This window comes from Streptomyces sp. NPDC005181 (assembly GCF_040608395.1).
Classification (GTDB): Bacteria; Actinomycetota; Actinomycetes; order Streptomycetales; family Streptomycetaceae; genus Streptomyces.
Genome location: NZ_JBEXID010000063.1, coordinates 1 through 12,397 on the forward strand (window position 1 = coordinate 1; position 12,397 = coordinate 12,397).

Sequence of the window (12,397 nt, forward strand, 5' to 3'; positions counted from 1 at the left end):
AGAAGATACGGCGCGGAGTCCACAAGAACCTCCAGGCCCTGGAACGGGACATCCGAGCCTGGACCGCCCAGTGGAACGACAACCCGAAGCCCTTCGTCTGGACGAAGGACGCCGACGAGATCCTTCAACGCCTCGCTTCATATCTTGATCGAATTCCCGGCGCAGAACACTAGCGGTGGTTTGTTGACGACGGGTCAGGGCGGCGGTAGGCCGGTAGCAGAGGAACGTCGCCTCACTACCTGGGGGCTGTGATGACCCGTCGTTTGCCGTGTCCGCCCGCTCTGCGAGCCCGCTGGAAGCCTACGCCGCACGCTTTGATGACCTGCTGTCCACGTTGGCACAGCGCCGGGGTTTCCGCGAGTACCTGACCGGGCCACTGCTGCCGCGGGACCGCAACAAGACGCTGACCTGCCTGGCCGGCGCCGAGCCCGTGGTCGGGGCCCAGCACCCCTCGGTACAGCGGCTGCAGTTCTTCCTGTCCGAGTCGACCTGGGACCACGAGCAAGTCAATGCCCGGCGACTGGAGCTGCTGCTGGCGGATCCTGCGACCGCGCCGCACCCGGGCGGGGTGCTGGTGATTGACGACTCAGGTGACCGTAAGGACGGGACCGCGACCGCGCACATCGGCCGCCAGTGGCTGGGACGGCTGGGCAAGACCGACAACGGCATCGTCACCGTGACCACCTGCTGGGCTGATGAGAACCTCTACTACCCGCTTCACGCCGTGCCTTACAGTCCGGCCCGTCACTTCCCCAAGGGCAGCAACGACCCCGGCTTCCGCACGAAACTGCAGATCGCCGCGGAACTGGCCCGCTCGGCGAAGGCCGCCGGGGTGACCTTCCGAGCGGTGGCCGCCGACTGCGCCGACGGCGACCAGGACGGCTTTCGCAGGGAGCTCGACATGCCGTTCGTGATGGCCCTCAAACCCCGCCGCGGCGCGTGGGCCTACGGCGCGGACGCCTACACCCCCGTCGATGCCGCCAGCGCCGGGCCGACCAACGCGGCGAGTACGACGAAGCGTTCCTCGACTGGATCTTCTGGTGGTACCTGGCCACGGCAGAACTGACCAACCGGCTTATCGCATCGCGGAACATGTGCCTGACTCCAGCCGACCAGCCGTCGAGTGGGTCCCACTCAACTGGCCAATTGAACTTGCTCCAGCACCGATCCACCGAACCGACTCGTCACGGTGGCGAGCCGGCCCACGCAGCCGCGGTGGTGCTGGACCTTCGTGGGACTGCGGAACGGTGAGCGTGCGGCCGACAACACCCTCCATGGCGCTGCTCGTTGCGCTCGCCGTTGGTCGTCGGCGGGCGAGGGGCGGAACGCCTCGACGACGCGTGGCCCGCAGCGCACCTCCTGAGGCGACGCCCTTTTCCACGCAAGGATGACAAATCGGAACAATGAAACTTAGCGGATTAAGCGGCCGTACCATCTGGGGCGCCTTGACTTGTTCAAGGGTGAAGCTCAAGCTGTGAAGCGTTTAAACCGGTTCAAGTCCTGGTCATGCAGTCGCTGAACGCCGTTACCGGCGATGTGCGCGCGGCATTTCCGGTGCTATGGGCGGTGTTGCCTCGCAACGCCGACCGGCGCGTCCGGAACCTGGCGGAACCTGCAGTGATCATGGGTTCGCCCGCCAAGAGACGACAGGAGTCGCGTATGTCCCGCCGCCCCACGATCGCGGATGTGGCGACGCTGGCCGGGGTTTCCCGCGCTACGGTTTCCTTCGTCCTCAATGACCGGCCTGGTGTTGCCGTCGCCACTCAGCAGCGTGTCAGGGAGGCGGCCGAGAAGCTGAGGTGGACGCCGAGCCGCAGTGCGCGAGCGCTGTCAACCGGCAGGGCCCACGCCGTCGGGCTGGTCCTGAGCCCGGAGCTCATCGGCACCGACCCCTTCTATCCGGCGTTCATGGCGGGCATCGAGTCGGTGATCTCCGAGACCGGCGACGGGCTGATGCTGCAGATGAGCCGCCCCGCCGACGAAGTGGAGACCTACCGCAGGCTCGCCGCTGACCGTAGGGTCGACGGTGTTTTCCTCACCGATCTGCGCCTCGACGATCCGCGGCCCGAACTGGTGACGGAGCTCGGTCTGCCCGCGGTCGCCGTGGGCGCGATCGAGGGAGGCACCCGCTTGCCGACGGTGAACCTCGACGACCGCCCCGTGGTCCGCAACGCCGTGCGCCACCTGGTGGAACTGGGGCACCGGGACATCGCCTACGTGGCCGGCCCCGAAGAGTTCGTGCACGCACGGCGCCGGCGCCAGGCATGGGCGGACGCGCTCACCGAAGCCGGCCTGATCTGCGGGCCGTTACTGCCTGGAGGGTTCACGGCCGAGGGCGGCGCACGGGCGACCCGGACCCTGCTGACCCGGACCACTCCCCCCACCGCCATCGTGTACGGGAACGACCTGTCTGCCACGGCCGGCATGGCGGTCGCTCAGGACGCCGGCCTGCGGCTGCCCGACGACCTCTCGGTGGTGGGCTTCGACGACGTCCCCCTGGCCTCCTGGACCAGCCCGCCGCTGACGACCTGCCGCGCCAACCCGGTCTCGTGGGGGCAGGCCGCTGCCCAGGCGCTGGTCGAGGTCATAGAGCGAGGCACCACAGCCGACGTGGAGCTGGACCCGGCCACGCTGGTGATACGCGGCTCGACCGGGCCCATCCCTGTCCGGGCCACCCGATGACCGCGCAACGGCGGTCCCCCGACTTTCCTCCCCCTCCAGGAAGGCGGCCGACGAGCACTCAGTGACGTCGTACCCGCCGACCATTCCACCCAGCGAGAAACGGAACCTCCGATGAAGAAGGCTCTCGTGGCGATCCTGCCGATCGCCGCTATGACTTTGGCCGCGTGCGGCGGCGGCGGCGAATCGAACTCCGGTGCCTCCGCGAACGACGCGCGAGGCCCGATCAAGATCTGGTACTCCAACAACGCGCAGGAAGTCGCGTGGGGCAAGAAGATGGTGGCTGCCTGGAACGCCGGCCACCCCAAGGAGAAGATCACCGCGCAGGAGATACCTGCGGGCAAGAGCTCCGAGGAGGTGATCGGCGCGGCGATCACCGGGGGCAACGCGCCCGACCTGATCCTCAACACCGCCCCGGCGGCGGTGCCCGGCTTCCAGAAGCAGGGCGGCCTGGTCCCGCTGAACGACTTCCCCGACGCCGAGGAGTATCTGCAGTCCCGAGTCGGCGACCGGCTCTCGCAGTACGCCTCCCCGGACGGTAAGTACTACCAGATGCCGTGGAAGAGCAACCCCGTGATGATCTTCTACAACAAGGACCTCTTCAAGAAGGCGGGGCTGGACGCCGAGCACCCCAAGCTGGCCAGCTACAAGGACTTCCTGGACACCTCGCGCAAGCTGGTCAAGAGCGGGGTGGCCAAGTCCGCCATCTGGCCCGCGCCGACGTCCGAGTTCTACCAGTCCTGGTTCGACTTCTACCCGATGTTCGCGTCGCAGACCGGCAAGCAGCTCGTCCAGGACGGCAAGGCCCAGTTCGCCTCACCCGAGGGCATCAAGGCCGCCCAGTTGTGGAAGACCATGTACTCCGAGGGCCTGGCCCCCAAGGAGAGCTTCAACGGCGACTCCTTCGCTGAGGGCAAGGCCGCGATGGCCACCGTCGGCCCCTGGGCGGTCTCCGTCTACGGCGACAAGGTCAACTGGGGCGCCGTACCCGTACCGACCGCGGACGGCGCGGCCAGCAAGGGCACCTTCAGCGACGAGAAGTCCATCGGCATGTTCACGTCCTCCAAGAACCGGGCGACCGCCTGGGACGTCATGAAGTTCGCCACCAGCATGGATCAGGACGCCCAGCTCCTGGAGGCGACCGGCCAGATGCCGATGCGCCAGAAGCTGACGTCCGCCTACCCGTCCTACTTCGCTTCCCACAAGGACTACACGCTCTTCGCGCAGCAGGCCGAGCACACCATCGAGGCGCCGAACGTGCCGAACTCGGTCGAGATCTGGCAGACCTTCCGGGACGCCTACACCAAGGCCGTCATTTTCGGCAAGGGCGACCTCAACGGCGCCCTGAAAGACGCCGCGGCCAAGGTGGACAAGCTGGCACAGGACCAGTGATTCGCAGCCATGTCCTACACCACTCATGACACCCACGGTCCCGGGCGCGCCGCGCCCGGGGCCCGAGGGCCGGCAGCCGGGCGACCGCGCCGATGGCGGCTGCGGCTCGGCGGGCACCAGCCCATCGGGATGCTGTTCGTCTCGCCGTATGTGCTGTACCTGGCCCTGATCTTCGTCTATCCGCTCGGCTTCGCCGTGTGGTTGTCCTTCCACGACTATTTCTTCACCGCCCCAGGCGTGCAGGTCGACCGACCCTTCGTCGGGCTGGACAACTACACCGCGGTGCTCACCGACCCCGCCGTCTGGCGCTCCTTCCTCAACATCGCCATCTTCCTCGTCATCAACGTGCCGCTGACGGTGGTGGGCTCGCTGGTCCTCGCCAGTGCGCTGAACAAGAAGCTGCGGTTCCGCTCCTTCTTCCGGACTGCGTACTACATCCCTTATGTCACGGCGAGTGTCGCGGTCGTGGGTGTGTGGATCTTCCTGTTCAACTCCAACGGTTTGGTGAACCAGGCACTCGGGCCACTGGCTCCGGACCCCTCGTGGCTGGTCAACTCGCATCTGGCGATGCCGACCGTGGCGGTCTTCGTCGCCTGGAAACAGCTGGGCTTCTTCGTGGTGCTGTACCTGTCGGCGCTGCAGAACGTGCCCAACGAGCTGTATGAGTCGGCGTCGCTCGACGGTGCCGGCCGGCTCCGGACGTTCTGGTCGATCACGGTCCCGACGGTACGTCCCGCCACGCTTCTGGTCCTGATCCTGGCCACGATCACGGGAGCCAACCTGTTCACCGAGCCCTACCTGCTCACCAGCGGTGGCGGGCCCGACGGTGCGACGACCTCTCCGGTACTGCTGATGTACCAGCGGGGTCTCCAACAGGGGCACCCTGACGAGGCCGCCGCTATCGGCGTGATCCTCGTCGTGCTGGTCACGGCTATTTCGCTCGTATACCGTCGATTCCTGGAGAGGGACTGAGATGACTGCCGGCATCACACCCTCATCCTTGAGGAATCACCGGCGCACCCCTCACGCCGCGAGATCCGGATCCAGGTCGCTGTGGTCGAAGCTGGCGCTGATCATCGGGGCTGTCGCCTTCCTCTTCCCCTTCTACTACATGATCATCGGCTCCTTGCAGGAGGAGCCCGACTCCAGCCCGGCCGGGGCGTTCCCCAATCCGGGGAACCTGAGCCTGCGCAACTACGCCGCGATCAACTCCGCGATCTCGCTGGGGCGCTCGCTGGTGAATTCCGGAATCTTCACCGGTGGTGTGATCGTCTGCACCACGGTCTTCGGACTCCTCGCCGGATACGCGCTGGCACGCCTGCACTTCCGGGGCCGGGGCACCACCTTCGCCCTGGTATTGCTGGTTCAGGTCGTCCCCTTCCAGCTGCTGATTATCCCGCTGTATGTGCTGATCGTGCGGAGCTACGGCCTGTCCGACTCGTATCTGGGCATGATCCTGCCCTTCGCGATCAACACCAGCGCTGTCTTCATCTTCCGGCAGTTCTTCCTGCAGCTGCCGCCGGCCATGTTCGAGGCGGCCCGTATCGACGGGGCCAGCGAGTTGCAGATCCTGTTCCGCATCGCGCTGCCGCTGTGCAAACCGGCCCTGTACTCGGTGGTGCTGCTCAGCTTCACCGGGCCCTGGAACGAATTCCTCTGGCCGTTCCTCGTCACCAAGCAGCAGGACATGCAGCCGCTGGCAGTCTCCCTGGCCAACTACATCAGCACCGTATCCTCGGCCGCCGCCAATCCGTTCGGGGCCATCCTCGCCGGGGCATTCGTGCTGGCGGCGCCCGCGGTGGCGCTCTACGTCGTGTTCCAGCACCGCTTCACCTCCACCGACATCGACTCAGCAACGAAGGGCTGATCCCCCGTGACCCACAGCACCACCATCCCCATCCCCTACCGCCTCACCCGGGTCGGCGTCGTGATGTCCCCGCTGCCCGGCGAGGCCAACGAGGCGGAGGGTGTCCTCAATCCCGCCTCCGGCCGCACCCCCGACGGCACGCTCCACCTGCTGCCGCGGCTGGTCGCGGAGGGCAACGTCTCCCGGGTCGGGCTCGCCGAGGTGACCGTCGAGGACGGCGTGCCCACCGGTGTCGAGCGCCGTGGCGTGGTCCTCGCTCCCGACGAGGGCTGGGAACGCGGCAAGAACAACGCCGGTGTCGAGGACCCGCGCACCACCTGGATCGAGGACCTCGGCCGGCACGTCATGTCCTACGTGGCGTACGGCCCGCTCGGCCCCAAACCGGCGCTCGCCGTCTCCGAGGACCTGGTGAACTGGGAGCGCCTCGGCCCGATCCAGTTCGAGTACCAGCCCGACCTGGACACCGACCTCAACCTCTTCCCTAACAAGGACGTCGTGCACTTCCCCGAGCCGGTGCCGGGCCCGGACGGCGAGATGTACTACGCCATGCTGCACCGTCCGATGTGGGACCTGGGCTGGTTCCGCCCCGGCGAGGGCGTGCACCTGCCCGCCGGCGTGACCGACGAGCGCCCCGGCATCTGGATCTCCTACGTCCCGGTCGACGAGGTCAAGCAGGACATCCGCGCGCTGACCCGGCCCCGTCACCACCGCCTGGTCGCTCTCTCCGAGCACCCCTGGGAGGAGCTCAAGATCGGCGCCGGCCCGGCCCCGATCCGCGTCGAAGAGGGCTGGCTGCTCATCCACCACGGTGTCTCCGGCACCATCGGTGATCCGTTCGCCCAGGTGCAGACGGTCCACTACGCGGCCGGCGCGATGATACTCGACCCCGCCGACCCGGCCCGGGTTCTCGCCCGTACCGCCGAGCCGCTGATGTCCCCGGAGACCGAGGAGGAGCGCTCCGGCACCGTGCCCAACGTCGTCTTCCCGACCGCCATCGAGGAGATCGACGGCGTGCGGTACGTCTTCTACGGCATGGCCGACGCGCACATCGGCGTCGCACGTCTGGACCGCGCCGAGTGACCACCGCACCGGAGGCCGGCCGCGACTTCGGGCTGGCGCTCATCGGCTGCGGCAGCTTCGGCGCCTACGTGCTGGACGCGGCAAGGGACATCCCCGGCCTGCGCATCGTCGCCTGCGCCGACCACGACGGCGAGCGCGCCCGCGCGCTCGCCGAGCGGCACGGCGCGGCCGTCTGCGCCACCGTTGAAGAGGCCGTCGCGCTCCCGGACGTCGACGGGGTGGCCCTGGCCACCCCGCCGGCCGCTCACGCGGACGCGGCCATCACCGCCCTGCGCGCGGGCAAGCACGTCTTCTGCGAGAAGCCGATGGCCGTGACCCTGGCGGACGCCGCCCGCGTCAAGGAGGAGGCCGACCGCGCTCCCGGCGTACTCGTCGTCGACCACGTGCTGCGCTACAACCCGATCCTGCGGATGCTGCAACGGCTCGGCGAGGAAGGGCTGCTGGACGCGCTGCGGCGGTTCGCCTTCGAGAACGACGCCTCCGACGAGGACCTGGGCCCGGACCACTGGTTCTGGGACCCGAAGCACAGCGGCGGCATCCACATCGAGCACGGAGTGCACTTCTTCGACGCGGCCAGGGCCCTGATGGGCAGTGACCCGGTGGAGGTCCAGGGAACCGCGGTGCGGCGACCCGGCGGGCCAGTGGACATCGTGGTGGCCACCGCCGTCCACCCTGGCGGGGCGGTTGCCACCCACACCCACTCCTTCACCCACGCGCACCGCGCCGAACGGCAGTTGATGCGGCTGGACTACGGCTTTGCCGAAGTCCGGGTGAGCGGCTGGATCCCCACGTACGCCACCCTCACCGCGTGGACCGACGAGGTGGGCGCCGCCCGCTGGGAGCGGCTGCCCGAACGGGCCGCCATGCTCCTCCAGGTCCCGGGCCTGCGCCCGCACGGCGAGGACCGCGTCACGGTCTCGGTGACCCGTGACGCCGGCTCGGACCGCCCGGCCTGCGGCCGTGGCGTCCGGCGCACCGTCCCGCACCGGGTCGACCTCGTCATCGACCTCGGGGGCGAGGCGCGCAAGCCGTACGTCTACGCCGAGAGCGTGCGGGCGGCCTTCACCGACCTGCTGCTCTGTGCGGCACACGGCGGCACCCCGGTGGCCGACGCCCAGGCCGGCCTGGCCACGGTCGCGGTGGCCGAGGCGGCTACCCGCTCCGCGGAGACCGGTCGCACCGTGCCCGTCACCATCCCGGCGCCGTCGACCCGGGGAGAGGCCGCATGACCACGCCCGGAGACCGGGGCACCGGTTCCGTCGTCCCGGGCCGGTGGGCCGGGACACCGCGTGGTGGCGGGACGCGGTGTGCTACGAGATCTATCCGCGCTCCTTCGCCGACAGCGACGGCGACGGCGTGGGCGACCTGGCCGGCGCCACGGAACGCCTCGAGCACCTGGGCCGGCTGGGCCTGGACGCGGTGTGGATCACACCGTTCTACCCCTCGCCGCTGGCGGACGGCGGCTACGACATCGCCGACCACACCGACGTCACCCCGGACCTCGGCACCAGGGCTGACTTCGACGCCCTGGTGAAGCGGGCCCACGCCCTGGGCATCAAGGTCCTCGTGGACCTGGTGCCCAATCACACCTCCCACCACCACCCGTGGTTCGAGGGGGCCGTCGCCGCCGCGCCGGGCTCACCGGCCAGGCAGCGGTACATCTTCCGCTCGGGCCGCGGCGCGGACGGCACGTTGCCGCCGAATGACTGGCAGTCGGCCTTCGGCGGACCGGCATGGACCCGGGTCGCCGACCAGGACGGCAACCCAGGGGAGTGGTACCTGCACCTGCACGCCCCGGAGCAGCCGGACCTGAACTGGCGTGATCCGGAGGTCGTCGCCGACTTCGAGCGGATCCTGACCTACTGGCTGGATCGCGGTGTCGACGGCTTCCGGGTCGACGTCGCCCACACCCTGTTCAAGGCCGACGGCCTGCCTGACGCGGGGCCCGGTCAGCACAAGGACATCCTCCGCAACCACCTGATGCCCTACTACGATCAGGAGGAGCTGCACCCGCTCTTCCGCCGGTGGCGCGCTCTGCTGGACAGCCCGGCCTTGGGTCAAGGCCCGTTAGTGCTCGATGTGAAAACGACTTTGGGAGATGACGGATTGTCGGAGCCGGTTGGTGAACTCCGTGCTTCGGGCAATCCTGTCGACGCCTCCGGCCTTGTTGTTGCGCAGCGCGGACTTGAAGTTCTGGTCGAGCACCCCGACCAGTCGGTCCATGAGCTCGGTGTCGAGGTGGACGAGGTCGATGTTGAGCAGGTCGCGGTGGGTCGGCTGACGCAGCCGGGTGAGTGCGTAGGCTGACATCCCTGCCAGGGGATAAAGCCAGTTCTCGATTGTTTCTCCGAGGAGTGGCCGGTCCTCAGCGTATTGGTTCAGGTGACGCCGTTGTTGAACCACCAGAAGTCCTCGCCGGTTCCCGATTTCAGAGTCCCACTGATCGCATTGTTGACCGAGGTGGAACCGGCGTAGTCGCGCACATTCGACTCGAACAACTCCAGTCGGAGTGCTTGATTCTCGGAGGTGATGAACTTGTAGTACTCGTCCAGCCTGGCCAGGCACACGTAGCCTTCGCCGAGCGACGTGCTCATCGGCGTTTCGGAGAACACGAGCTGCGCGACCGCCTTGGCGCCCCGAGCAGTTCGCTCCCGTAGGTCGGCAGCGTTGAGGTACTCGATCGTCGCCTCGGTGTCCGACGTAATCTTCGCGAGTTCCCGGCGGAGCCGGTCTCCTTTGGCCTTGACGTTGGGGTGCGGCCCCTCGGCGGCCTTGCTGGCATAGATGACTTTGACGTGAACCTGCGGGAACGATGACGCCAGGTCTTCGAGGACGTGTAGGAACCGTCGCGTGCGCTCAAGAAGCTTTGCATTGGTGTGGGCGGTCAGTTCGTCCTCGTCGCGGCTCATGTCGAGCAGTGTGGGCAGATGAAAATGCGGCTTCTCGAAGACCGTTTCCTGATAACCGGGCGACGTCTTCGCCTGGAGCAGCACCAGCTCAATCATGCCTGCACGTGACGTCAGGAACTGGCGGGCGTCGGCCGTGATGTACGGCCGTCGACGAAGGACCAGATCCCGTCGATTCCGCAGTCGTGCGCACCATCGACGATGCCGTCGAGGATCTCGTCGTTGTCGAGATCCCAGTCCTGCAGCGCCTTGTCGGCCGCGAAGAAGATGAAGAAGTCGTCTCGTCCCTTCTGCGGTGCCAGTCGCAGGTGTTGATCGTCCAGGATGCGGTCCAGAAGCCGTTGATCGTTGTTCTGCGTGGACGTCATACAACCCCCCAGAGGTATGCGAACGAGACAAGATGTTCGCAGGACCTGGCGGGAGGGGAAAGCCCCCAGACAAGGACTGACTCGGGTTGCGCAGCCGTGCGTGCTGGTGGTGAGGGTACGGTCCGGCGCTTCCGTGGGGTGTGCGTTGCCGCAGCATCGCTTCGATCGAAGGCGGCACGTACGATGACGGTTGTCTTAACGGAGGTTGGCGGATACGAATCGGGATAATCCCAACCGTCAGGTTCGCTTGTCGTTTCTCGGGTAGTTCTGATGCGGCCACGACTGCAGGGCCGAATTCCGGCCGCACGAAGTGCGACGGTGCGGAGCCGACGTCGTCGTGGGGCAGGGGCAGTTCCAGCTCCGTGACGGTCATGTGGCGACGGTCGTGTGGATGTGGGAGAGGGGGCTGCTGCAAGCCGCACTCCCGTCGGCTTTCTGCTCGCCAGAGTTCACGACGGCGGTAGAAGCGGGGGGCGACCGCGCGGCGGAGGGTTCGCCCGGGCGACGGCGCCCCAGCGGGAGCATCCCTCCGTGTGGGCGGGTATTCGTCGCATCGGCGACGGTGACCTCCGCTTCTGCGGTCGTCGCGTTGACGCGGGGGTGGCGGGTGAGGAGGGTGAGCGGCCAGGCAGGCTCGTGGGGCTCGGCGCCGTCGAAGGGATGCCAGTCCCACGGGCCGTCGAAGCGCACCCTCGCTGGCGAGGAACTGCCGGTGCTCCTGGCCGACGCCGTCAACTGGGAGTACCCCGAGAGCGGCGAGGGGATCGGCGGTCCGACGCTCGCTCTCACCAGGAAGGAGGTCGGATTCCCCGGTGAGCCCAGGACGGTCACTGCTCCCGCATGCCCCACGGAGAGCCATACGCGCTGAGCAGGTCCAGGAAGGGGCGGGCGGGGAAGGCCTCCGGGCCGAGGACTCCCGAGCCGGTCCACGCGCCCGTGGCCAGGAGTTCGAGGGCGACGACCGGGTTGACGGCCGTCTGCCACACCACCGCCTGGGAGCCGTACTCGGCCATCGACCACTGGTTGTCGACCACGTGGTAGAGGTAGACCTCGCGCGGCGCACCGTCCTTGGTACCGCGCACCCAGGTGCCCGCGCAGGTCTTGCCGTGCATGCGCTCGCCCAGCGTCGCCGGGTCCGGCAGGCAGGCGGCCACGACGTCGCGGGGCGACACACCCACCGGGCCCGCAGCGCTCGGCACGGTCACCGGGTCGGTGCGGTCCAGGCCGAGGAGATGCAGCGTCCTGAGGGTCTGGATGAACTCCTCGCCCAGGCCGTACTTGAAGGTCACGCGCTGTGCGTCGATCCAACGGGGGACAAGCAGCACCTCCTCGTGCTCCACATTCACGCACTCGACCGGGCCGATGCCCTCGGGGAAGTCGAACACCTCCGGCTCGCTGAAGGGCGCGGTGGTGAACCAGCCGCGGTCCGCCTCGTAGACGACCGGCGGATTGAGGCACTCCTCGATGGTGGTCCAGATGCTGAAGGAAGGCGCGAACTCGTAGCCGTCGACGGTGAGGTTCGCGCCGTCGCGGATGCCGATCTCGTCGATCTCGTCGAAGAGTTCGTCGGCTGCGTACCGCGCGAAGACATCGGACAGCCCCGGCTCCACACCCATGCCGATGAGGGCCAGCGCGCCCGCCTTCTCCCAGTCGGCGGCCTGCGCGAACTGCGTGTCGCCGAGCATGACCCCGCACTCCTCGTACGGGCGATCGGAGTGCGGGCGCGACAGAGACATCGCCATGTCGAGGTAGGTTGCGCCGGCCGCGAGCGCCGCCTGGAAGAGGGGCATCACGAACCGAGGGTCGGTGGCATTGAGCAGGACGTCGCACCCGTGCCGCGTCAGCAGCGCCGTCACCGCCGCCTGATCGGACGCGTCGACGTGCTCGGCACGGAAGCGGCCCGCGGCACCCGCGAGGGCAGCGACCGCCGCCTCGGCCCGGCTCAGGTCGTAGTCGGCCACGACCATCTCGTCGAAGAACGGGCGCCGGGCCGCGATCCGGGTGATCGCGGTGCCCACACCGCCGGCTCCCACAAGCAGAACACGCATGACACGGACTTCCTCTCTGGAGACGGGGCGTGACCGCGCGGACCGGAGGTGCGGCCG

The 12,397-nt window shown here is 68.1% G+C and carries 10 protein-coding genes and 3 pseudogenes; 10 read left to right on the plus strand and 3 right to left on the minus strand.

Annotated elements, in window-relative coordinates:
• The 9 genes and pseudogenes from ABZV38_RS29305 to ABZV38_RS29345 all read left to right on the plus strand — a co-directional run.
• A pseudogene (locus tag ABZV38_RS29305) lies at positions 1-173 on the plus strand (IS630 family transposase); the annotation flags it as partial.
• Positions 174-268: 95 nt separating this feature from the next.
• Positions 269-916, plus strand: a pseudogene (locus ABZV38_RS29310) (transposase); the annotation flags it as partial.
• Between the two features lie 743 nt (positions 917-1,659).
• Positions 1,660-2,682, plus strand: a complete 1,023-nt coding sequence (locus ABZV38_RS29315) for a LacI family DNA-binding transcriptional regulator (protein ID WP_356331455.1) — start codon at positions 1,660-1,662, stop codon at positions 2,680-2,682.
• 111 nt (positions 2,683-2,793) lie between these two features.
• Positions 2,794-4,071 (plus strand): extracellular solute-binding protein, encoded by a 1,278-nt coding sequence (locus tag ABZV38_RS29320; RefSeq protein ID WP_356331456.1) that lies wholly within the window; start codon positions 2,794-2,796, stop codon positions 4,069-4,071.
• Positions 4,072-4,080: 9 nt separating this feature from the next.
• Complete coding sequence (locus ABZV38_RS29325) at positions 4,081-5,043, plus strand: sugar ABC transporter permease (RefSeq protein ID WP_356331457.1); 963 nt, start codon at positions 4,081-4,083, stop codon at positions 5,041-5,043.
• 28 nt (positions 5,044-5,071) lie between these two features.
• Positions 5,072-5,938: a carbohydrate ABC transporter permease gene (locus tag ABZV38_RS29330; RefSeq protein WP_356331458.1), complete on the plus strand. Its 867-nt coding sequence runs from the start codon at positions 5,072-5,074 to the stop codon at positions 5,936-5,938.
• A gap of 6 nt (positions 5,939-5,944) precedes the next feature.
• Positions 5,945-7,018, plus strand: coding sequence for a glycosidase (locus ABZV38_RS29335; RefSeq protein WP_356331459.1), 1,074 nt, complete (start codon positions 5,945-5,947; stop codon positions 7,016-7,018).
• Positions 7,015-8,247, plus strand: coding sequence for a Gfo/Idh/MocA family oxidoreductase (locus tag ABZV38_RS29340; protein ID WP_356331460.1), 1,233 nt, complete (start codon positions 7,015-7,017; stop codon positions 8,245-8,247). The genes ABZV38_RS29335 and ABZV38_RS29340 overlap by 4 nt, the downstream gene beginning before the upstream one ends.
• A 43-nt stretch (positions 8,248-8,290) precedes the next feature.
• Positions 8,291-9,064 (plus strand): annotated as a pseudogene (locus ABZV38_RS29345) (alpha-amylase family glycosyl hydrolase); the annotation flags it as partial.
• 332 nt (positions 9,065-9,396) lie between these two features.
• On the opposite strand, the gene ABZV38_RS29350 reads toward ABZV38_RS29345, so the two are convergent.
• The gene (locus ABZV38_RS29350; protein ID WP_356331461.1) at positions 9,397-10,023 is read right to left on the minus strand and encodes an AIPR family protein; all 627 of its coding nucleotides are present in this window, start codon (positions 10,021-10,023) and stop codon (positions 9,397-9,399) included.
• Positions 10,024-10,037: 14 nt separating this feature from the next.
• The gene (locus tag ABZV38_RS29355) at positions 10,038-10,292 is read right to left on the minus strand and encodes a hypothetical protein (RefSeq protein ID WP_356331462.1); all 255 of its coding nucleotides are present in this window, start codon (positions 10,290-10,292) and stop codon (positions 10,038-10,040) included.
• A gap of 616 nt (positions 10,293-10,908) precedes the next feature.
• On the opposite strand from ABZV38_RS29355, the gene ABZV38_RS29360 reads away from it, so the two are divergent.
• On the plus strand, positions 10,909-11,160 hold the full coding sequence (locus tag ABZV38_RS29360; RefSeq protein ID WP_356331463.1) for a hypothetical protein: 252 nt from the start codon (positions 10,909-10,911) through the stop codon (positions 11,158-11,160).
• On the opposite strand, the gene ABZV38_RS29365 is transcribed toward ABZV38_RS29360, so the two are convergent.
• On the minus strand, positions 11,120-12,340 hold the full coding sequence (locus ABZV38_RS29365; RefSeq protein ID WP_356331464.1) for a saccharopine dehydrogenase C-terminal domain-containing protein: 1,221 nt from the start codon (positions 12,338-12,340) through the stop codon (positions 11,120-11,122). The two genes, ABZV38_RS29360 and ABZV38_RS29365, sit on opposite strands and share 41 nt — an antisense overlap.
• Between the last annotated feature and the right edge of the window lie 57 nt (positions 12,341-12,397).